The following is a 21,544-nucleotide window of genomic DNA, read 5'->3' as shown; positions in this document are numbered from 1 at the left end:
CTGTCATATGGGCAGCGTGGCGGAGGCCAGCATGGACGACATCGAACTCCCCCTTCAAGATCGCAAGCAAGCCGCTGAACTGCTTGCCGAAAAGCTCGCGCATCTGCGCGGAAGCAGTCCACTGATCCTTGCCATTCCCCGCGGCGCCGTACCGATGGGGCGCATCATCGCCGACCGGCTGGAAGGTGAGCTGGATGTAGTGCTGGTGCGGAAGATCCCTTCCGCCATCGATCCTGAACTGGCCGTTGGCGCTGTCGATGAACATGGCAACCGGGAACTGGCGCCCTACTTCAACCGTACGCGCACCAGCATGGAATGGGTCGAACTGCAAACCCACGAACAGATTGAATTGATGAAGCGCCGCCGCGCCTCCTACGGCAGCAAGCGGCCGCCCGCCGACCCCGAAGGCCGCATCGTAATCATTGTCGATGATGGCCTGGCCACCGGATCAACCATGGCGGCAGCACTGCGTGCGACGCGCGTCCGCAAGCCTTTCCAGTTGCTGGCCGCCGTGCCGGTGGCGGCGCCGGATTCCCTCGAAATCATTGCGCCGCTGGCGGACGGAATCATCTATCTCGCCGCGCCGATGAACTTCATGTCGGTCAGCCGGCATTACCGCAGTTTCCCGCAAGTGTCGGAAGAGGAAGTGCTGGAGCTGCTCAAGGGCCAGTAGTGCGTCTTTAAATCTGCGTGTATGCGAAACTCGTATTGAGGAGGCAGCCAGCGCATGACCGACCACGATCCCCGCAAAAATGATCGCCGCGAAAGCGACCGCGGACAACGGCGCCGTGCCGGCGATGCTCCACGCTATCTCGATCCCGGCGAAACCATTTTCACCCTGTGGGGCCGCGTGGTTGTGGCGCGCTACAAGCGCTGGGCAGCAGCGGCCACGCGTCACATCATCCAGCGGCCCTTGCACATAGGCGTCTCGGCGCGCATCTACCACCCCGAACCCGGCGCCACTGGGCTGCGCAGCAAGAACCTGCAGTACCTCGAGGAGTCGGTGGCGCAGTGGGTGATGTCGCGCGACGTGCTGGTGTTCATGATCCCTACCGTGAATACATCGGGCCTGCTGCACCCATCCAATATCCGCCTGCGCGATTACGCCAAGCACCTTGACGGCTTGGTGCTTCAAGGTGGCGCCGACGTCTCGCCGCAAAGCTATGCCGAAGCACCCACCAAGCCGGAATGGAGCGGCGACCGGGCGCGCGATATGTACGAGCTGGAACTGCTGCACGAGTTTGTCGAAGCGGGCAAGCCGGTGCTGGGCATTTGCCGCGGATGCCAGCTTTTGAACGTGGCCTTCGGCGGCACGCTGTACCAGGATATTGCCAGCGACGTACCGGACGCGCATCTCCACGTCTCGGACGATTACGACCGTCACCGCCACGAAGTCACTTTCCCTGCCGGCTCCTCCTTACCCGCGATGGTGAAGGGCCCGCAGCGCGCGCTGGTAAACTCGATCCACCACCAGGCAGTGAAAGCGCTGGGCAAAGACATGCAGGTGGAAGCCTTGTCCTATCCGGACAATATGATCGAAGCGATCCGCTACCAAAGGGCGCCCTTCGTCATGGGCTTGCAGTGGCATCCAGAGTTCCACCGCGCCGGCGGCGTTGAACTCCTCGACTGCACCGGCATCCTCGACAGTTTCCTCCGCGCCGCCCGCGAAACCAGGTTCTAGCCCGTCGCGGAAAATGGATTGCGAACGCGCAGGCTTCCTTCAAACAGCTGATCATGCTGAAAATCTTCAGTAAGTAAAAGTGAGCAGCCGCCGTCAATTGCAGCCGCCACTATCGCCGCGTCGTAAATTGGAATTTGGTATCGTTGCGCGATCCGGACCGCGTGATCATGAACAGGAACAGTAAGTGGGATCACGCGGCATAAGAAGCGAATTGAACGCGTTATCTCCGCGATCGAGTCCCAGGATAAGAACATCTTTCGGCGCGCCACGGCTACAAACTCATTCAATACCTGGACGCTGACTACCCCGCCGGAAGAAAGCACGAATTCAGCAATATTGGCCTTCGATTCCTCGCCGGACGCGAGGTAAAGAAGTACGTTGGTATCAAAGAAGAGCCTAGCGCCGTTCATGAGCCTGTTCGCGGTCAAACTTGAACTCGGCGGGCAATGCTCCTCGATACTTGCGCAAGCGAACAAACATTTCCCTGATTACTTTCGCCCGCTCTGCTTCTTCGTCCTGCGGGATGCGTTCGTCGGCCTCGTCTCTCTGCTGTTCCATGGTCGGTCTCCAATTGGCCCACTCTATCTGACTATCTTAGACCTTTCATACGTGTCTTGACATTGAGCTTGCTCAAGCATCAACGCTTGCAGGGCTTGCCTTCGTACTGTTTGCCGACGACTTTGTATTCGCTGCCGTTCCAGCGCTCGATAGGGAAGCAGAAGCCGGGGCCGCCGATTTCGAGGTCGGGCCAGCCGTCTTTACCTTTGGTCTTCTGGACCAAAAGAATGCCGACGCCGCGCGACATGACTTCCCAACTGCCGTCGGCTTGTTTGCTGACCAGGGCGTAGCCCACACCGGTATCGCCAAAGCAGGCGGTGCTGCCTTCCGTGATGACGGCTTCGGGACGTCCGTCTCCATTGAGGTCCTGAACTTGCTCGATCGCACCCGGCACATAGCTGGCGCTCGAGTCCTTACATGATTTCCACTGTTTGCCGTGTTGTTTGAATCCGGCTGCCTTGAAGGCGGCAGCCTCGTCGGCTGGTGGCAAAGCGCTGGTCCCGGCCAGCGCGGCCTGGCATATCACCAAGCTAATTATTGTGACGACAACTTTCATAGCACACTCCTTCTTGCTCCCGCCATTGTATACCTTGCGATATAAAAGCTGGACCAAAAAGGAAATGCAGGACTCGGCGCCTGTTGACGCCTGAAGACTTTGACGACCGATGCAGCAACAGCGGCCGCATGGCCAAGGCATCACCCGCCCTCGCAAGGCAAGCCTGTTCGTGAACCCGCATCGCCGCTGCATCCGGCGCGCCGATGACGCCTTGCCTGTGCGAGCCAGGTACCACATAAAGCGGCCCATCATCCGCACCGCAATCATCGAGATGCACGCGCACTGCGACCATCTGCTCTAGCACTGATAACGGAGGCTGAACATACCAGCCATCCTCTTTCAGCGACCAGCCGCGCATGCCTTCGGCATCAGTCCGTTCGCGTACGGGAATGCTCAAATCCTGATGCACCGGCACCAGCCAATTAACGGACTCGGATTTTTCGAACAGGGTGCACTGCACGGCGACATGGCCGGCAGGAAGGATGTCGGCCAACGCTTGGCCGCCGAGCAGTTGCCCGGCCAGGCGGGAACACCAGGGTTGCGCGAGCAAAGCCCGCGAACCGGCGCCGCTGATGGAAGGAAGCTGCGCGATCAACTCCGCGCACTGGGCTGCATCAAGCAGCCCTCGCAGACTGTCAAATCCGTGCAGCTGGAAAGAACTCAAGGCTTGGCGTAGAAGACCAATGAACTACCAAGGGACGCGGCTTCTTCAATATGAGCGTGCAGGTCTTTGAAAGGCGCTTTTTCAAGCATATCGGCTTGCAAGATGCTGAAAGCATCCATCGCCACATTCTCGAAACCGAACTTGCTGCATTCAATGATCGCCGAATCCCACAGGGCATCCGCCCCTTCCTGCAGCAGGAACAGCATGCACTTGTGCAGCGCATGCTCTTGCGGGTACGCGTATTCATACACCGCCTTCCCCTCGAAAACGCCTTCGAAGGTGTAAATCCCCAGGACACTGTTATCGCTCATGAGCTGTTTGAATGAAAGGTCGTGCCTGATTATACGACGGACTTGCCCGGGGCCAATCACAAGAAAAAGCCCCGGAATCCGCTCAATTCCCCCTGAAACGGGCAATCGCCGCGTCGACGACGCCTTCCACGCTGCCCGATGAATCGAATTCCGCGCGCAGGTAGTGGGCGTCGCTGCCCATGTGGGTCACCTGCATCAGGTGGTTCAGGGCTGCGCTGCCGCCGAGGGCTTCGGCGTGCAAGTCCATGCGGCGCAGGGTGGTGAGGATGTCTTCGCGCAGGGACAGGCTTTCGTAAGTCTTCGGGTGCACCACCGTTCCATCCAGGCCGAAGCGGCAGGCCTGGAAACGGTTGTAATTGTAGACCAGGTAGTCATCCTCGGCGGGCGGGTCCTCCTTACGCTCCAACAGGTAGGAGCACAGGGCCTGCAGGTAGCAAGCCAAGGCGGCGGCGCGCTCCACCGTCAGCGGCGTATCGCATACGCGCAGTTCGATGGTGCCGTATTCCGGCTTTGGTCGTATGTCCCAGTAGAAGTCCTTCATCGACTTGATCACGCCCGTGTGCTCCATCTTGGAGAAGAAGCTGTGCTCAAACTCGTCCCACTTCAGGATGAACGGCGCGCGGCCGCTCATTGGGAAGGCAAACACGCTGTTCAGGCGTGCGGAGTTGAACAGGGTGTCATTGCCCTGCACGTAAGGCGATGAAGCCGACAGCGCGATGAAGTGCGGCACATAGCGGCTAAGCGCGTGCAGCAGGTACAGCGCATCGTCGCCGCTGCTGCAGCCAATATGCACGTGCTGGCCGAAAATCGTGAACTGCTTAGCAAGATAGCCATACAGCGCAGACACTTCCTTAAAGCGCGGCTTGGAGAAAATCTTGCGCTCCGACCAGCGCTGGAACGGGTGCGTGCCGCCGCCGCAGATGCCGATGTTCAGCGTGTCGGCCGCCCGCACCAGCGTATCGCGCGTTTCGCGCAACTGGGCCAGCAGCTCGTTGTGATTGGTGTGTACGTCGCTGTTAATTTCGATCATGGACTCGGTGATCTCCGGCGTCACATGTCCCGGGAACGGCTTACGCGCCAAGAGATGCAGCAGGTCCGGGCTCGACGCAGTCAGGTCAAAGTCGGACAGGCTGACCAGCTGCAGCTCCAGCTCCACACCCATCGTCAACGGCTGCGACGATTTGAATTCTTCCAACGGCATATCAGCCCTCCTCTTTTGCCGTTTCGCGCGCACGGATCAACGCACGCTGCGTGACGATCGGCCCCAGTACTTCCATGAACAATGTCATGGCAGCCAGCGCGGCCAGTTCATCCACCAGCACAATACCCATATAGCGCGTCTGCTCCAGCAGAAGGATGGCGAACACCGACATCGGCGACAAAGCGACCCCAATCAATGCGCCCTTGCGCCACGAAATACCGGCGACGTGCGCAAACACCGCCACCGCAATAGTCTTGGTGGCAAAGCGCACCACCACCAGCAGGATGCCCAGCGAAGCGCCGAACACCACGCGCTGCCAGTCCAGCGTGGACACGGCAAACACGAACAGCAGCACCGTCAACAACTCGCCGATCGCGCCGAAGTTGCGCTGCGTGCGAGTGAAGGTCACGCGGCGATGGCGCGCCGTCAAGCCGAAGGTAAGCGTCGCCAATACCGGCGACAGGTCCGAGGCCTGCGTAATTGACACCAGCAGCACGACCACCATGGCAAAAGCCACCGTACCATCGCGAGCCAGCGTACCGAGGCTGCGCAGCAAAGCCGGCACCAGCATGCCCGCCGCCGCGCCCAGCACCGCCGACGCAAGCAATTCAATCACACTGCGCGACACGGCCTGCGTCAGGCTGCCGGAGGTCTGGAATACCCAGAAACCCACGACCACCTTGAACACAAACAGGGCCAGCACGCAATTGATCGCCACCAGGTGCAGCAGACGCTCGGTCACCTGCCCCGAACTGCGTTCCTCATTGATCACGCGCAGCACGCCAGCCGGCGATGTGGACATGGCCAGTGATGCGAGCAGCAAAGCCGTCAACGGCGGCATGCCTTGCCAGTTAGCGATTAAGAACACCGCGGCGAACGTAAGCGCGGATTCCGCCAGGCCGCTGATCGCAATCCAGGGATTGACCCGCAGCCAGCGCAGGTTGATGCGGTAACCAAACTCAAAAAGAATGAGGCCGAAAGCGATATTGGCAAGCAGGGTTACCTGGCTGCTGCCGTCCGGCGCGAGAAGATCGGGCATAGCCTGCGCAAGCAGGAAGCCCACTAAACCGTACACACTGATGCGCGGCAGATTGGTCCAGCGATGGACGAACTCACCTGCGAGCCAGGCAAGCAGCATGGCGCAAGGCCATGCGAGTTCGTCAGAGATGACTAACAAATCGGTCATAGACGTGTCCTCCAAACCGAACTATATTGCATTTGTGAAAAACGCGTCGCACTCATCTCCGCTACAATGACATGCATGGACATGATCAGCGAACACGTTTGCCATGGCGGGATGCAGCGCTTCTATCGCCACGATTCGGAAGCGATTGGCTTGCCAATGCGCTTTTCCATCTTCATTCCGCCGCAGGCAGCGCAGGGGCCTTTGCCCGCGCTGTTCTATCTTGCGGGCCTCACCTGTACCGAAGAGACCTTTGCCATCAAGGCCGGTGCGCAGCAGCATGCGGCGCGCGAAGGCATCATCCTCATAGCACCTGATACGAGCCCGCGCGGCGCTGGCATTGAAGGTGAATCGGCGAGCTGGGATTTCGGCGAAGGCGCGGGATTCTACCTCGATGCTACACAAGCGCCGTGGTCGCAGCATTACCGCATGGAGAGCTATATTCACGAACTGCGCAAGCTGGTGATCGATGAACTGCCGGTGGACCCGAATCGTATCGGCATCTTCGGCCATTCGATGGGCGGGCATGGTGCGCTGACGCTGGCCCTGCGCAGGCCGGACCTGTTCCGCAGCGTATCGGCCTTCGCGCCGATCGCGGCGCCGGTGCACTGCCCATGGGGACAGAAAGCCTTCAGCGGGTATCTGGGATCGGACAAGGAAACCTGGCTGCAGCATGACGCCAGCGCGCTGATGTCCGTGCAAGACGAAGCGCCCTTCCCCAATGGCATCCTGATCGACCAGGGCCTGGCCGACAAGTTCCTTGAGGAGCAGTTATATCCGGGAGTGTTCGAGGATGCGTGTCGCGCCGCCGGTCAGCCTTTGGAGCTGCGCCGGCATGCGGGCTACGATCATGGCTACTACTTTATTTCGAGCTTCATTGGCGACCATGTGAGATTTCACAGTCGCCAATTAAAAGAACTTTAACGCGAAATTACTTAGTCATCACACGGCGGATGGTCTCCGCCAGTTCTTCCGCAACGAACTTGGCCACGTAAGCGTCGGCACCGACGCCTTTCACGTGGTCTTCGTTGGTCTTGCCTGACAGCGAAGAGTGGATCACCACCGGGATCTTGGAGAAGCGCGCATCCTGCTTCACCAGGCGGGTCAGCGTGAAGCCATCCATTTCCGGCATTTCCAGGTCGGTCAGCACCAGGGCCACACGGTCTTCAACCGGGATACCTTCGGCCTTACAGCCTTCGGCGATGTGGTTCAGCTTGTCCCAGGCTTCCTTACCGGTTTTCAGCATCACGAACGGCGCGTGCATCGCTTCCAGGCCGCGCTCGATCAGGTTACGCGCCACCACCGAATCGTCGGCGGCAAGGATGAAGGTGCCTGGTTTCAGTGGCAGGCGGCCGACGGTGTTTTCGTCGATGTCCTTGCCGTCGCTCGGGGTCAGGTTGCGCAGGATAGTTTCCACGTCCAGCACTTGGGCGAGGCGGGTGTTTTGCACGTCGCCGTCGACGCGCGCGATGGAGGTCACCATGCCGCCGCCGTGACTGCCTTCAGCGCTCAACACCTGGCTCCAGTCCAGGCGCACGATCTCGTCCACCGACTCCACGGCAAAGGCCTGGGTGGTGCGAGCGAACTCGGTCACCAGCATGATGTTCAGGCCAGTCTTCGGCTTCACGCCGACAATGCCCGGCAAATCCATCACAGGAATAATCTGTCCGCGCAGGTTGACTACGCCCAGCATATGCGGCTCCGAACCCGCGACTGCAGTCACGGTCGGCATCGCAACGATCTCGCGAATCTTGAAGACGTTGATGCCATAGAGCTCTGAATTGCCGCTGGTGCTGTCAACGCCCAGGCGGAACAGCAGCAGCTCGAACTTGTTGGAGTTTGTGAGGTTACTACGCTCGTCAACTTCTTGTTGAACGGAATTCATCGCGATCGCTCCAATGTGCTTTAAATGACATTCCCTTTGGTATGGAATGTTTCGGCAGTATACCGGCGTTTTTAAAACATCCGGGAGCGATTAGAGGCAGAAACAACAAAAAAGGACGCACGATGGCGTCCTTTCAAGAATTCTGGAGCGGGAAAAGAGTCTCGAACTCTCGACCTCAACCTTGGCAAGGTTGCGCTCTACCAACTGAGCTATTCCCGCAGAAGGCGCTATTATGACAGCCACTTTTATGAGTGACAAGTTCTTTTTCGAATGGCATCACCCTATAATGCGCGCATGGATTCTATCGAGATAGTTTTAGCAATGCTGCTGGCTGTGATCGCCAGCGCCTACCTGAAGCGGATGCTGTCCGGCGGCATTCCCCTCCCCCTGGTCCAGATCGGACTGGGCGCCGGCATTGCCGCCTGGTCCGGCCACGGCATCCAGCTGGATCCGGAAATGTTCTTCCTGCTGTTTATTCCGCCGCTGCTATTCCTCGATGGCTGGCGCATCCCGAACACTGGCCTGTTCCGCGACCGCGTCGTGATCCTTGAACTGGCTCTGGGGCTTGTCATCTTCACGGTGCTTGGCGCGGGCTACCTCATTCACTGGATGATTCCAGCCATGCCGCTGCCGGTGGCGTTTGCGCTGGCGGCCATCCTGTCGCCGACCGACCCAATTGCAGTCGGTTCAATCGCCTCGCGTGCACCGATCCCGAAACGGCTGATGCACATCCTGGAGGGCGAAGCCCTGCTGAACGATGCCAGCGGCCTGGTGTGCTTCCGCTTTGCCGTGGCGGCTGCGCTGACCGGCAGCTTTTCGCTGACCAGCGCATCGCTGACCTTCGTCTGGCTGGCCGCTGCCGGCATCGCTACAGGCGTTGCCGTAACCGCAGCCGTCGCATGGCTGCAAGGCCGCCTCACCTCACGTTACGGCGAACCCTCGGGGTCACCGATCCTGGTCAGCCTGGTGATTCCTTTCGGCGCCTACCTCGTAGCGGAACGCATGCATGCTTCGGGCATCCTGGCCGCGGTGTCGGCCGGCATTACCATGAGCTATGTGGAGCTGGGCGGCCAGGCGCTCGCCGCCACCCGCATCCAGCGCACCGCCGTGTGGGACACGGTGCAGTTCACGCTGAACGGCGTGATGTTCGTGCTGCTCGGCGAGCAATTGCCGGACATCCTGCGCGGCGCCAGCGAGTCCCTCGAACAGAGTGGCCACATCAATTCGTGGTGGCTGGTGCTGTATGCGTTTGCGATCAGCTTCGGGCTGATCGCGCTGCGCTTCCTGTGGGTGTGGGCGACACTGCGCGTTACGCTTTATCGCCGCAGCCGTAAAGCTGGAGCGGGCAATGGCGGACGGCCGCACTGGCGCCTGCTTTTGGCAACAGCGCTTGCCGGCGCGCGCGGCGCGATCACGCTGGCTGGCGTGCTGACTTTGCCGCTGGTCCTGCCCAATGGTGATCCGTTCCCGGCGCGCGACCTGACCATCTTGCTGGCCAGCTCGGTGATTTTGATCTCCCTGCTGGCGGCCAGCATTGGTTTGCCTCGTTTGCTGGGCGGGATGTATTTCCCTGAGGAGCCTGCCGAGCGCCAGCAGGAAGACATGGCGCGGCGCGAGGCGGCATCAGCAGCGATTGCGGCCATCGAGCGCGCCGAACTGGCGCTGGCCGATGCACATCATCCGGACGTTCTGCCACAGGCTGCGGCGCGCGTGATCGCGCTGTACGAGTACCGCCTGAATGTCGCGTGGTCGGATGAAGACCAGAACAAAGAGCATTTCCGCAAGCTTGACCGCGCTGAGCGCGAACTGCGTTTGGCTGCGATGGAAGCGGAGCGCCAGGCGATTTTCGACCTGGCGCGTCATCACCATATTTCCGACGAAACGGCACGTAAGCTGGTGCGCGAGATTGACCTCGTCGAAGCACGCCACCAGAAGCAGGCTAAATGAACCGGCGCGCCACGCTCTCGCTCGCCATTGCATGGCTGCTGTTCTGGGCCATGATGGTGGCCACTGCGGTGCAGGAGTTCATGCGCCACGAAGGCAATGGGCCGCTTTGGCAGCCCATTCTTTGGGAAACGTCTTCGATGCTCGTGGCGTCGCTACTGCTGGCGACCCAGCGCCTCAGCACCCGCCGCTACGATGGCCTGCTCTCAACTCCGGCGAGCTGGTTTGCGCGGCAGGCGCTTTGGCTGCCGGTGTGGTGGATCCTGTTCACGCCTCTGGCATTCGGCATTCGTCACGCTGTGTATGCGGCGCTCGGCATGGAGTATCGACACGAACCCTGGGGCGAGACCTTCCTGTACGAGAACATCAAGATCTCGATCTTCGTCGTGATCTTCACGCTGATCACCTTTGGCATCCTGTCGTTCCGCGCCGCGGAACAAGCCAACGCGCGATTGCGCACGGCCCAACTGCACCAGCTCACGCAACAGATGCAGCCGCACTTCCTGTTCAACGCACTGAATACAATTTCTTCGCTGATGCACTCCGACGTTGACCGTGCCGATGCCACGCTGGTGCAGCTGGCCGATGTGCTGCGCGCGACACTGGACGTCAGCGGGCAGCAGCAGGCGCCCTTGTCGACCGAATTGCGGCTGCTGCGCGGCTATGCGCGGCTGATGGAAGAGCGCTTTATTGATCGTGTGAAGATTGATTGGGATATCGATGCAAGCTGCGGCGAGTGCCTGGTGCCAGTGATGAGCATGCAGCCTTTGCTGGAGAACGTATTCAAGCACACGGTCGAACGGCGGCGCGGCGTGACAAACATCGCCATCAAGGCGAAACGCAATGACGGCATGCTGGTGCTCGCGGTCGCCGATGATGCCGGCCGGCTGACCGCCGCAGCGAATACTGGTTCGGTAAGCAGCAGCGGGATTGGCGTACGCAACCTGCGCGAGCGACTCCAGGCTCTGTATGGCGAGCAAGCCGGCCTGGCGCTGGTGCAGCTCGAACCTGCGGGCGTGCGCGCCGAAATGAGGATCCCATGCGCATCCTGATCGTCGACGACGAGCGCCCTGCGCGCGACAAGCTGCGCCGGATGCTGGTGCAAGAGCAAGGCATCACAGCCATTGAAGAAGCACGCGATGGCGTGGAGGCGCTTGAGAAGGTCGCAAGCTTTGCGCCCGACGCCATCTTCCTCGACGTGCAGATGCCGGAGGTCAGCGGCCTCGAGGTGGCAGCCTCCCTGCCCGAGCCCGCGCCGCTGGTCGTCTTCGCCACCGCCTTCGATGAATACGCGGTACCAGCCTTCGACGCCAACGCCATCGACTACCTGCTTAAACCCTTCGACGCCACGCGCCTGCAGCGCGCCATGCAGCGCCTGCGCGACCGAATGGCAACCCGCGCCACGCAAGCCACAAAATCGCCCGGGCTCCCAGGCGCACCGCTTCAGCAATTGCTGGTCAGCGAGCGCGGCAGCACACGCGTGGTGCCGGTCGCCGACATCCAATGGCTCGAGACCGCCGACAACTACGTGGCTTTGCACACACCGCAGGGGGCGCCGCTGCTAAGGCAAACCCTAACCGATCTGCTGGAAAGCCTGGGCGCCGACTTCATGCGCTGCCACCGCCGCGCCGCCGTGCGCCTGTCCCTGATCGACAAGATCGACCAGCAGGGCCAACTCGTCCTGCGCAACGGTGACTTAGTCCCGCTCGGCCGCAACTACAAAGCCGAACTGATCACCGCTCTCGGTGGCGCCGTAAGAAATTCCTGAACGGTGACCCTGGAGGTATCTCTCCGGCCGCTCAAAAGCCCGTTCGCCCCAGCCAAATGCCGTTCACCACCTATTGCTCGCCTGGTAAGCCGCCCGCCCCTAAGCTGGCTGCATGTCCAACCCTGCTTGCCCAACCATCATGCAAAACAAACGCCTGTTCTTCCTCGACTGGCTGCGCATCGGCGCTTTCTTCCTCCTGGTGCTGTACCACACCGGCATGTATTACGTGACCTGGGACTGGCATGTAAAGACGCCCCATCCCAGCGATGCCATTGAACCTTTCATGATGCTTTCCTCTCCCTGGCGCATGTCGCTGTTATTCCTGATCGGGGGCGCGGCAGCTGCTTTCCTGTTGGAAAAACTCGGTGGCAAGGGACTGGCGAAGGAACGCAGCAAACGCCTGCTGATCCCGCTTATCTTCGGTATGTTCTTTATCGTGCCTCCACAAGCGTACTTCGAGGTGGTTTCCGATGTCGCTTACCAAGGCAGCTACTTCGACTTCATGCAGCTTTATGTGCGGGCCCACCACGGCTTCTGCGACCACAATGGCTGCCTTGACCTGCCGACATGGAATCACCTGTGGTTCCTGCCTTACCTGTGGGTGTACACCCTGATCCTGGCCGCCATCGGCAGCCACCGCGTGCAGGCCGCCAGTTCCTGGCTGCTGCGCCAGCTGCATGGGTGGAAACTGTTCGTACTCCCGGTAGCCGTGCTGGCCCTGGGCCGCATCCTGCTGCTGTCGCACTGGCCGCATACCCACAACCTGGTGGCAGACTGGCATAACCACGCCATGAGCTTGCCGGTCTTCCTGTTGGGTGCGGCGATGGCGCGCCGAGGCGAGTTCTGGCAACGGCTGGACGACGCGCGCTTTGCCGCGTTTGGCTTCTTCCTTGCAAGCTGGGCTGCCGTTGTCTGCTTCGGTTCGATGAACGGACCATTCCAGATCACCTGGCTTCCCGTGGCGCGTGTCATCTACGCCCTGTGCCAATGGGGCGGGATCGTCGCTGTCTGCGGTTTCGGCCATCGCCACCTGAATTTCGACAGCGCCAAACGCCGCTACCTGACACAAGCCGTGTTCCCGGTTTACATCCTGCACCAGACGCTGATCATCTGCCTGGCCATGGCTTTACGCGCGGCCAGCCTTCCGCCGGTGACGGAGGGCTTGCTGATTGCGGTGTTGACCCTGGCGATCAGTTTTGGCGTGTTCGAGGTAGTACGCCGCGTGCCGCTGCTGCAGCCGCTGTTCGGCGTGGGGAAAGCGGCAGCCGCCAAACCTGCCGCACAGGAAGAGTTAGTTCAAAACCTTGCGTGACCGTTTGGCGCGGTACATCTCGGCATCGGCAATGGCGAGGGCCTCCTCCAGGTCGATGCCGGATTTGCGCATAGCCATCCCGATCGATGCGCCCACATCGTATCCGGCCAGCGTTTCCTGAACCCGCAGCAGCATGGCCTGGGCATCGAAGTAATCGCATTCCACCATTAGCATCGCAAATTCGTCGCCGCCCATGCGCGCCACCACATCGGAGCCGCGCGTGACTTCCTTCAGGGCCTTGCTGCAGCGGATCAGCAGCGCATCGCCGGAAGCATAGCCTTGGGTATCGTTATAAAACTTGAGGTCATCCAGGTCCAGCGATACCACGCAGGCCGGGTGGCCATAGCGGCGGCAGCGTTCTTCCTCGCGCAAGACCAGCATGTCCCAGCCGCGGCGGTTATACAGGCCAGTCAGCTCGTCGCGCGTGATATCGACGTCAATGCGTTCAGCCTTGCGTGCGGCTTCGATGCCGGCCAGTTCGGCCTCCAGCAAGCCGCCCAGCAGCTCGCCCATCAGCACCACCATGTCCTTGTCTTCTCGAATGCGCTCAGGCTGCGGCTCCGGATCGATGGCGCACAGGGTACCGAACAGCGTGCCGTCGGCCCGCCGCAATGGCACGCCAACATAGGCGCCAATGGCAATCTGCTGCGTAATCGGAGCTTCGGCGTAGGAGGGTTCCTTCGTCACATCGGGCGCGATGTGGGGCCCCTGTCCTTCCACCATGCGTGAACACAAGGTCTCCGCCCAACTATAGACCTGGCCAGGCTTGACGCCGTAGCCGTGGTCTTCGGCAAAGAGGACGATCCAGTCCTTGCCGTCGTTGCGGGTGACCATCCATAACTTGAAGCCCAGGCGCTGCCGAAGGAATTGCATCGTGGCCTTGGAAGCGGCTGCAAAATCGTTCATCATTGCTTGCCTCATCAATAGCGAGTTCTGGCTAGAGTCGAACTCCCATTATGCACCGGTCGGAGTAGACTTGACAGCCTAATTTACCTGGAGAATGCCGCGATGACACGCCTTACCGCCAAGGACTTTGATCCCGAAGTACTGGAGCTGTTCGACAAATATGTACATGGCCAGTTGAGCCGCCGCGATTTTATTTCGCGCGCGACGCGCTATGCGGTGGCCGGAGCGACCGGCGCCACCTTGCTGGCAACCCTGGCGCCAAGCTTCGCCGCGCCTTTGGCGGCGGCCGGCGACAAGCGCATCAAGGCCGGCTATGTGGAATATCCTTCCCCGAACGGCTATGGCACGCTGCGCGGCTACCTGGTGCAGCCTGCGGCCGCCAAGGGCAAGCTGCCGGCAGTGCTGGTGGTGCATGAAAACCGCGGCCTGAATCCGCATATCGAGGACATTACGCGCCGCCTGGCGCTCGACGGTTTCCTGGCGTTTGCGCCGGACGCCCTCTTCCCCCTCGGCGGCTACCCGGGCGACGAAGACAAGGCGCGCGAACTGTTCGGCAAGTTGGACCAGGCCAAAACCCGCGCCGATTTTCTCACCGCAGAACAAATCCTGAAGTCGCACGCGGCCAGCAACGGCAAGGTAGGCGTGGTGGGTTTCTGCTATGGCGGCGGCATGGCCAACTATCTCGCGACGATGGTGCCCGACCTGGCGGCGGCAGTGCCTTTCTACGGCCAGCAGCCTTCGGCCGCCGATGTACCGAAGATCAAGGCGCCCCTGCTGATTCACGACGCAGGCAACGACGCCCGCATTCTCGCCGGCTGGCCGGCTTACGAAGCAGCACTGAAAGCCGCTGGCGCCCATTACGAGCACCATGTCTACGCCGGCGTCGAGCACGGCTTCAATAACGACACCACCCCGCGCTACGACGAAGCGGCTGCCAGGCTGGCCTGGCAGCGGACCGTGGACTTCCTGCGGCAGAAGACCGCTACTTCGTAAATGTGAAGGTGTGGACGACTGGGCCTGGCAGCAACGGTGTAGGCTTGCCTGAGACCCAGTCGGCATGGCCGGCCAGGAAGAAGGGCGAAAGCGGATGGCCGCTCTGGCCGCCCGGCATATTGAACAAGCCCTGCTCCTCATGGCCCGGCGACACTGTCATGCGCTCGGACTGGCCGAAAGCCGGTCCCGCCACGCGCGGCATATTGCTGTCGCCCGGCAGTTGGTCGGGCGGAACGCTCAACCACTTCTTCAGCATCGGCATCGCACCGGCAATCGGATGGGCGATGCTAGCCGTATTACGTGCGCCCCAGGTGGCCGATGCCAACGGCTTGCCTTCCTTGGACATGTACTCGATGGTCCGGTCCAGCGCCGCCAGCTGCAAGGCTTTCCAACTGGCGTAGCCTTGCGGCAGCCAGCCGGCTGGACGCTCATCCAGCAAGCGGCCCAGCACCACCGGCCAGCGGCTGGACGCGGCGCGCATATTTGTATCCTTGTTCAATTTCGCTAATTCGATATTGGCGCCGCCGTAAAGTAATTCATACAGGGACCACATGAAGGAACGGCTGGCGCGGTATGCCACCGAATCGACGCTGGCGTGGCCAGTCCAATTGGTCTTCAGAAGGCGGGCCAGTTCGGCGCGCTGCGGCTTGCCCTTCACCGCGTCGTCGTCCAGCACGGCCAATGCTCGGTCGCGCCATTGGGAGATGAACAGCGCACGGTCGTCCAGCGTCACGCTGTAGACGCCCTGCTCGTCGGTCATGTCGCCCAGCGCCGCCACGCTATCGCGCACCTGGCTGGCGCGGGCGCCCATGTCATAGCCGCCGTCGCCCAGTTTCAGCGCATCGGCTCCAAGCAACTGGCGGTTATTGGCCGTCACCAACTGGCCATTCGATGGGTTGCGCACCGATGGATAGGACGCCGCCGGCAGCAAGCCTTGCCATCCGCGCGTGCTGCCGTTGGCCGCCAGAGGAAAACTTGCATCGACCGGCGTTGCAGGCCGCTGCGGCAGCGGGCCGACGATGGTCCAGCCGATATTGCCGCTGCTGTCGCCCACCACCAGGTTCTGCGCCGGCATGCCGATCTTGGGCGCCAACGCCAGCGCTTCGTTCACGTTCTCCATCTCCTCCATATGCAGCAGTGTGAGGTTGACCGCCTTTGGGTCATGCGCCACCCAGTGCAAGGCATAGTCGCGGCTACCAGCACGCATCACCGGGCCCAGCGAAGTCTCGCGCACTTTCAAGGCGACCGAGGGCTTGCCTTTGACAAGGATGATCTCGTTGTGCTCGACCGGGGTCTCCCAGCCGCCCGGCAGCTTGAGCTGGCCCGGACGATCCTTTGCTGTCGCCACTTCCACCAGGTCGATATAGTCGCCATAACTATTGGTAAAGCCCCAGGCGATGTCGCCGTTGCTGCCCGCCGCCACTGCCGGAACGCCAGGGATGCTGACGCCGACCACGCGGCGCGTGCTGCCATGCGGGCCCGGCACATGCAGCAGCATGCGATACCAGGTTCCCGGCAGGCTGATGTTCAGGTGCATATCGTCCGACACGATGGCGGCGCCGCTGCGGCTGCGCTTGCCCGACACCGCCCAATTATTACTGCCCACGCCATCGACGAAGGATGCCGCGGCCAGCGTGGCTGGCTCGGGCGCCACACCCTTGCCCCACCAGTCCGGCGCGCGGGGAGGAATCGGCGCATCGGGCGCCGGCGGGCTGGCGGCGTCCAGCGGCGCATCCCATTGAGTTGTTTCCGGCAGAATGAAGGCCAGTTGCGCCGGGCTCGCATGTTCTTTCAGCCAGCCGCGCGCAAGCTCGCGGCCTATGCCCGTCACTTGCAAGTCGATATACATGGCCGATGCCACCAGGTAGGAATCTTCCAGCGCCCAGGGACGCGGCGTCATGCCCACAAGGCCGTATTCAAAGGGCCGGGTGCCCAGCGCGTTCAGGCCATCATTCACACCGGCGGTGTAACGTTCCAGCAGCCGCCGGTCGGCCGCAGGCATTGCCTGGATTGCCTGTGCGGCGCGGGCGCGGAAGCGATGCAGGCGGTTGATGCGATCCATCTCCAGCGTCTTATCGCCGAACAATTCGGAAAGCTCGCCGGAAGGCTTGCGGCGCAGCAGGTCCATCTGGAAGAAGCGGTCCTGCGCATGTACGTAGCCGGTTGCATAAGCCACGTCATCGCGGTGACTGCCGGTAATCGAAGGAACGCCATTGGCATCGCGCGCCACGGTCACCGTGGCGGCCAGTCCGCTAACACTGCGCCGTCCATCCAGCTGGGCCAAGCTGCCGCGCAGGAAGAACCACACCCCAAAAATCACTACCAACAGTAGCGCCAGCAAACCTAGCGCAAGACGCTTCAGCCATCGCTTTGCCATCGGCAACCCCATTCTTATTCTGTTGAGTTAATCTTGCCAGAAATCCAAAAAAATAGGGGTACTAAAAGTGTAAGCGTGCAACTGTAAGCGTGCTACAGTATTTCCCATGATCGCCGCCCCCACTCCATCGAACGAGGCCGAGCGCCTGGCAGCCCTGTTTGCACTACTGCTGCTCGACACGCCACCCGAGGAGCGATTCGACAAGATCGTCGCATTCGCCGCCGAGGAATTCGAGGTGCCCATCGCGCTGATTTCCCTGCTCGATACCGACCGCCAATGGTTCAAGGCCGCTGTGGGCCTGGGCGACACTTGCCAGACGGGCCGCGATATTTCCTTTTGCGGCCACGCGATCATGCGCGCAGAAATCATGGTGATCGAGGACGCCCTGCTCGACATGCGCTTCCACGACAACCCGCTGGTGACCGGCGCGCCGCATATCCGCTTCTACGCAGGAGCGCCGCTGATCCTGTCCAACGGCCTGGCGCTCGGCACCCTGTGCATCATCGATACCAAGCCTCGCAAGCTCGACCCCATGGCGCTGGCCATCCTTTCCACCCTGCGCAGTCTGGTGATCCAGGAACTGGAGAACAGCCGTGGCTGAACTCAAACAAATGCTGCTGGTGGAACCGGAAAGCGTGCTGCGTCGAACCGTCGCCCTGACTGCGCGGTCAATGGGCCTGGCCGAAGTGCAGGAAGCAGCCAACGCCCCGCTGGCGCGCCAGCTCCTGGGCCAGCGCGCCTTCCACGGCGCCCTGATTTCCATCGACGCCGGCGACGCCTATGACTTCACCCTGCTCGACCTGGTGCGCCAGGGCCACAGCGCCAGCCGCCCGCGCATTCCGATCGCCGTGCTGGCATCGCGCTGCGACGATGTGCTTTTGGCAGCATTGCGCGAACGCGCCATCACGCGCATCGTCCTGAAACCCTTCCGCGCCCGGACCCTGCTTGACGCCTTCAGCGCCCTGGCCGGCGCCTAAGTGCCCGTCGGGGCATTGCCTTCGCCGCCGTGCATCAACTCATGGTAGCGGAAGGCGTCGCGGATATTCTCGCGCAGGGCCTGGTCGTCCCAGGGCTTGGTGTAGAAGCGGTAGATTTCGCCGCGGTTGATGGCGTTCAGCACCGACTCCAGTTCGGCGTAGCCGGAAAGGATGATGCGCACCGTGCGCGGATAAAGCTTGCGCACGCGGCTCAGGAACTCGGTGCCGCTCATGTCCGGCATGCGCTGGTCGCTGACGACCACTTGCACTTCGTGGGTGGCCAGAAGGGAAAACGCTTCCTGCGCATTGTGGGCCGGCAGGATCTGGTAGCCGTCGCGGCGCAACAGGCGCATCAACGACGACAGCACATTCGGCTCGTCGTCCAGCAGCAGCAAGGTCGCCCGGTGTTCAGTTGGCCTCAGCGCGGGCTGGCGCGATTGCTCTTGCTGCAGCAAGGAGGCGAACGCTTCCGGCATGATCGGTTTGCTGAGGTGGTAGCCCTGCGCTTCGTCGCAGTTATAGCGCTGCAGGTAGGCCAACTGTCCTTCCGATTCAACACCCTCGGCGATGATGCGGAAGTCCAGGCTGTGGCCCAGCGAAATCACCGAGCGCACAATCGCGGCCACCGTGGGATCGCCCAGCATGTCGCGTACGAAGGACTGGTCGATCTTCAGGTAATCGATGGGGAAGAGCTTGAGGTAAGCCAGGCTGGAATATCCTGTGCCGAAATCGTCAATCGACAGCGCTACGCCAACTTTTTTCAGCCGCTGCACGGTGGCCACGGCTTCGTCCGGGTTCTCCATCATCATGCTCTCGGTCAGCTCCAGTTCAAGGTACTGGGCTTGCAGGCCGGTGCTGCGCAGGGCCTCCACCACCTCGTCCGCCAGGCTCTTGTCGCGGAACTGCCGCGCCGACACGTTGACCGCCACGCGCAGCGGCTTCAGGCCCGCCTCCTGCCAGGCCTTGTTCTGCACGCAGGCGGTGTGGATCACCCAGCGGCCGAGTGCCACGATCAGGCCCGTTTCTTCCGCCACGCCGATGAAGCGGCCCGGCGGAATCAACCCCATGGTCGGGTGCTGCCAGCGCAGCAGCGCTTCAACCCCGGAAATTTCGCCGGTGGCTACGTTCATCTTTGGCTGGTAGACCAGGAACATTTCGCCGCGCACCAAAGCGCCGCGCAATTCGTTCTCGATGGCGGCGCGCTCCACGATGCGCGCGTGCATGGCCGGCTCGTAAAATTGCACCTGGTTGCGGCCATTCTCCTTCGCGCGGTACATAGCGATATCGGCATAGCGCATCAGCAGTTGCGGATCCGTGGCATCCGCTGGATAAAGCGAAACGCCCATGCTGCAGGTGACCGCATGCTCCCGCCCTGCCAGTTGCATGGGCGCCGCAATGCTGTCCAGGATCTTGCGCAGCACCGCTTGCGATGGCGTCGCTTCGTGGCCATCCAGCAGCACCAGCACGAATTCATCGCCCCCCATGCGCGCCACAGTGTCGGTATCGCGTATGCAGCCATGCAAGCGCGATGCCACAGTGCGCAGCAATTCATCACCAGCCTCGTGCCCAAGGTTGTCGTTGACCTGCTTAAAGTTATCCAGGTCGATGAAGGCCACCCACACTGTATGCCCATAACGCTGGGCGTAGCCGATCGCCTGTGCCAGGCGATCGCCGCACAGGTTGCGGTTCGGCAGGCCGGTCAGCGCGTCGTGGCTGGCCTGGTGTTCCAGCTGCGCCTGGTAATCCATGGTGGAGGTCATGTCGGTCAGCACGCAGACCCGATGCGTGTGCTGGCCCTGCAGGCCGCCGACCGGCGCCACATGCAACTGCGCCCAATAGGCGCGGCCATCCTTGCGGTGCCCGCGCAGCATCAGCTGCACATCGCTCTGTCCGTGCACGGCTTCATGGAGGGCAGTGCGGGCGGCGGCATCATCATTGTCAGCCAGCAGTTGTTCGAGGCTGCGGCCGGATAGTTCATTGGCCGCGTAGCCGGTCAGTTCGGCCAGGGCTTGGTTGGCGTAATCGATCTCGTCGCTGCTGTCACGAATGGCGGTGATCGCAATGGCGTTCACGCTCGATTCCAGTGCGCGGTTATGCAGCTGGAGCATCAGGTCCACCTGCTTGCGTTCGGACACGTCCTCGATGGTGCCGAGCAGGCCGATCGTCTTGCCGGCCTGGTCATGCAAAGGCAGTTTATTGATCAGGAACCAGTGCACGCTGCCGTCGGCAAACAGCAGGTGGTCTTCGCGGTTAAGTTGCGGGATCCCACTGCGTATGATTTGCTGGTCGTCGCTGCGGATACGCTCCGCATTGTGCGCCCAGGGAAAATCAAAGTCGCTCTTGCCCACCACGTCTTCCTGTGAATTCATGCCGGCGGCGAGCAGGAATACGTCATTGCATCCGCGGTACAGCAGGTCCATATCTTTCCAGAAGATCTGGTGCGGAATATGGTCGACTACCAACTGTGTCATTTCCCGCGATTCATGCAGCGCCCTTTCAATGCGCAGCCGTTCGGTCACGTCGTGGGCGAACACGAAGCGCGCCTTGTGGCCGGCCATCAGCAGCGGGTGGGAAGAGATTTCCACCTGAATATAGCGCCCATCTTTGCGGCGATGGGTCCAGCCGGCGGATTGCTGCGCCAATGCCGTCGTGGTAGACAGGTCGTTGCGCAGCCGCTCGATTTCATGCGCGGGGCGAATGTCCTCGATCGTCATTTCGAGGAATTCTTCTTCGCTGTAGCCGTACACCGTCATCGCGGCGCGATTCACCACCAGGAAACGCAGCGTGGCAACGTCGTATACCCACATGGGATGCGGGTGATAGTCGAACAAGCGTTTGAAGCGCAGGCGGGAGCCGTAGGAATCGGCTTCGGGCAAGGGCGTGATCAGGCAGCGGAAGCATTCGGGCTGGCCTTCGTGGCCGGCATAGTATTCCATCGCCAGCGCAACCGGCTTGCCGTCGCCCTCTTTTTCACGCAAGGCAAGTTCGCCTCGCCACATGCCGCGTGCTCTGGCCTCCGGCATGGCATCGTCGCGCAATTCGACTGCCGACCAGTTGCGGAAAAGATCAAAGGCCTTGCGGCCAGCGTCAAGGTCTCCCGCCAGGCGCCGTGCGTGAGCATTCGCAGCAAGCAATATGCCTTCGGCGTCCATCATGAAAGCCAAGTTGGGGCTGTCCTCATACACAGCAGTGAATGCGTCCAGCCTGGTCCTTCCCGGCGAAGCGAGA

Annotated in this window: 21 protein-coding genes and 1 tRNA gene; 10 read left to right on the top strand and 12 right to left on the bottom strand. The window is 61.5% G+C overall.

From position 1 onward, the window contains the following. Nucleotides 1-31 precede the first annotated feature (31 nt). Both AC1RTP_RS05185 and AC1RTP_RS05180 read left to right on the top strand, forming a co-directional pair. Nucleotides 32-673, top strand: coding sequence for a phosphoribosyltransferase (locus AC1RTP_RS05185; RefSeq protein WP_498605318.1), 642 nt, complete (start codon nt 32-34; stop codon nt 671-673). Nucleotides 674-727: 54 nt separating this feature from the next. After that, nucleotides 728-1,681 (top strand): gamma-glutamyl-gamma-aminobutyrate hydrolase family protein, encoded by a 954-nt coding sequence (locus AC1RTP_RS05180; RefSeq protein WP_498605317.1) that lies wholly within the window; start codon nt 728-730, stop codon nt 1,679-1,681. On the opposite strand, the gene AC1RTP_RS05175 is transcribed toward AC1RTP_RS05180, so the two are convergent. The 7 genes from AC1RTP_RS05175 to AC1RTP_RS05145 all read right to left on the bottom strand — a co-directional run bounded on the left by AC1RTP_RS05175 (nt 1,678) and on the right by AC1RTP_RS05145 (nt 6,157). Next, nucleotides 1,678-2,091: a PIN domain-containing protein gene (locus AC1RTP_RS05175; protein WP_498605316.1), complete on the bottom strand. Its 414-nt coding sequence runs from the start codon at nt 2,089-2,091 to the stop codon at nt 1,678-1,680. The two genes, AC1RTP_RS05180 and AC1RTP_RS05175, sit on opposite strands and share 4 nt — an antisense overlap. Continuing rightward, nucleotides 2,078-2,239, bottom strand: a complete 162-nt coding sequence (locus AC1RTP_RS05170) for a hypothetical protein (protein WP_498605314.1) — start codon at nt 2,237-2,239, stop codon at nt 2,078-2,080. The genes AC1RTP_RS05175 and AC1RTP_RS05170 overlap by 14 nt, the downstream gene beginning before the upstream one ends. Before the next feature lie 79 nt (nt 2,240-2,318). Then, nucleotides 2,319-2,795, bottom strand: coding sequence for a hypothetical protein (locus AC1RTP_RS05165; protein WP_498605312.1), 477 nt, complete (start codon nt 2,793-2,795; stop codon nt 2,319-2,321). Further along, the gene (locus tag AC1RTP_RS05160) at nt 2,770-3,459 is read right to left on the bottom strand and encodes a phytanoyl-CoA dioxygenase family protein (protein WP_498605310.1); all 690 of its coding nucleotides are present in this window, start codon (nt 3,457-3,459) and stop codon (nt 2,770-2,772) included. The genes AC1RTP_RS05165 and AC1RTP_RS05160 overlap by 26 nt, the downstream gene beginning before the upstream one ends. After that, nucleotides 3,456-3,770, bottom strand: coding sequence for a hypothetical protein (locus AC1RTP_RS05155; protein ID WP_498605308.1), 315 nt, complete (start codon nt 3,768-3,770; stop codon nt 3,456-3,458). Before AC1RTP_RS05155 ends, AC1RTP_RS05160 begins: the two co-directional genes overlap by 4 nt. 82 nt (nt 3,771-3,852) lie before the next feature. After that, complete coding sequence (locus AC1RTP_RS05150; protein WP_498605306.1) at nt 3,853-4,971, bottom strand: YbdK family carboxylate-amine ligase; 1,119 nt, start codon at nt 4,969-4,971, stop codon at nt 3,853-3,855. Between the two features lies 1 nt (nt 4,972). After that, complete coding sequence (locus tag AC1RTP_RS05145) at nt 4,973-6,157, bottom strand: cation:proton antiporter (RefSeq protein WP_498605304.1); 1,185 nt, start codon at nt 6,155-6,157, stop codon at nt 4,973-4,975. A gap of 66 nt (nt 6,158-6,223) precedes the next feature. Between AC1RTP_RS05145 and fghA the strand changes: the two genes are divergently transcribed. Beyond that, a complete protein-coding gene (gene fghA, locus AC1RTP_RS05140) occupies nt 6,224-7,078 on the top strand; it encodes an S-formylglutathione hydrolase (protein WP_498605303.1) in 855 nt (284 codons plus the stop codon). 7 nt (nt 7,079-7,085) lie between these two features. Here the strand turns inward: fghA and AC1RTP_RS05135 are convergent, their stop codons facing one another. Continuing rightward, complete coding sequence (locus AC1RTP_RS05135; RefSeq protein ID WP_498605302.1) at nt 7,086-8,039, bottom strand: chemotaxis protein; 954 nt, start codon at nt 8,037-8,039, stop codon at nt 7,086-7,088. Nucleotides 8,040-8,182: 143 nt separating this feature from the next. Then, nucleotides 8,183-8,258: transfer RNA gene (locus AC1RTP_RS05130), tRNA-Gly, on the bottom strand. Between the two features lie 75 nt (nt 8,259-8,333). On the opposite strand from AC1RTP_RS05130, the gene AC1RTP_RS05125 reads away from it, so the two are divergent. From AC1RTP_RS05125 to AC1RTP_RS05110, 4 genes are all read left to right on the top strand, one after another. Continuing rightward, nucleotides 8,334-9,986 carry a Na+/H+ antiporter gene (locus AC1RTP_RS05125; RefSeq protein WP_498605301.1) on the top strand — a complete coding sequence of 551 codons (1,653 nt, stop codon included), beginning with the start codon at nt 8,334-8,336 and terminating at the stop codon, nt 9,984-9,986. Further along, complete coding sequence (locus AC1RTP_RS05120) at nt 9,983-11,035, top strand: sensor histidine kinase (protein WP_498605299.1); 1,053 nt, start codon at nt 9,983-9,985, stop codon at nt 11,033-11,035. Before AC1RTP_RS05125 ends, AC1RTP_RS05120 begins: the two co-directional genes overlap by 4 nt. Beyond that, entirely contained in the window at nt 11,023-11,751 is a 729-nt protein-coding gene (locus AC1RTP_RS05115) for a LytR/AlgR family response regulator transcription factor (protein WP_498605297.1), read from the top strand. The genes AC1RTP_RS05120 and AC1RTP_RS05115 overlap by 13 nt, the downstream gene beginning before the upstream one ends. A 139-nt stretch (nt 11,752-11,890) precedes the next feature. Continuing rightward, nucleotides 11,891-13,063 (top strand): acyltransferase family protein, encoded by a 1,173-nt coding sequence (locus AC1RTP_RS05110; RefSeq protein WP_498605295.1) that lies wholly within the window; start codon nt 11,891-11,893, stop codon nt 13,061-13,063. On the opposite strand, the gene AC1RTP_RS05105 is transcribed toward AC1RTP_RS05110, so the two are convergent. Next, nucleotides 13,043-13,972: a sensor domain-containing diguanylate cyclase gene (locus AC1RTP_RS05105; RefSeq protein WP_498605294.1), complete on the bottom strand. Its 930-nt coding sequence runs from the start codon at nt 13,970-13,972 to the stop codon at nt 13,043-13,045. The two genes, AC1RTP_RS05110 and AC1RTP_RS05105, sit on opposite strands and share 21 nt — an antisense overlap. A gap of 99 nt (nt 13,973-14,071) precedes the next feature. Between AC1RTP_RS05105 and AC1RTP_RS05100 the strand changes: the two genes are divergently transcribed. Next, nucleotides 14,072-14,962: a dienelactone hydrolase family protein gene (locus AC1RTP_RS05100; RefSeq protein ID WP_498605293.1), complete on the top strand. Its 891-nt coding sequence runs from the start codon at nt 14,072-14,074 to the stop codon at nt 14,960-14,962. Here the strand turns inward: AC1RTP_RS05100 and AC1RTP_RS05095 are convergent. Beyond that, nucleotides 14,952-17,339, bottom strand: a complete 2,388-nt coding sequence (locus AC1RTP_RS05095; RefSeq protein ID WP_498605292.1) for a penicillin acylase family protein — start codon at nt 17,337-17,339, stop codon at nt 14,952-14,954. The genes AC1RTP_RS05100 and AC1RTP_RS05095 overlap by 11 nt on opposite strands. Nucleotides 17,340-17,445: 106 nt before the next feature. Here AC1RTP_RS05095 and AC1RTP_RS05090 point away from each other — a divergent pair, with 106 nt between their 5' ends. Both AC1RTP_RS05090 and AC1RTP_RS05085 read left to right on the top strand, forming a co-directional pair. Continuing rightward, nucleotides 17,446-17,940, top strand: coding sequence for a GAF domain-containing protein (locus AC1RTP_RS05090; RefSeq protein ID WP_498605291.1), 495 nt, complete (start codon nt 17,446-17,448; stop codon nt 17,938-17,940). Further along, on the top strand, nt 17,933-18,316 hold the full coding sequence (locus AC1RTP_RS05085) for a response regulator (RefSeq protein WP_498605289.1): 384 nt from the start codon (nt 17,933-17,935) through the stop codon (nt 18,314-18,316). Before AC1RTP_RS05090 ends, AC1RTP_RS05085 begins: the two co-directional genes overlap by 8 nt. Here the strand turns inward: AC1RTP_RS05085 and AC1RTP_RS05080 are convergent. Continuing rightward, a complete protein-coding gene (locus AC1RTP_RS05080; RefSeq protein WP_498605831.1) occupies nt 18,313-21,471 on the bottom strand; it encodes an EAL domain-containing protein in 3,159 nt (1,052 codons plus the stop codon). The genes AC1RTP_RS05085 and AC1RTP_RS05080 overlap by 4 nt on opposite strands. Nucleotides 21,472-21,544: the final 73 nt, after the last annotated feature.

Source organism: Pseudoduganella sp. GW821-FHT11H04, from assembly GCF_058807935.1.
Note: the sequence above shows the minus strand (reverse complement) of the source record. Positions and strands in the feature narration are given on the sequence as shown.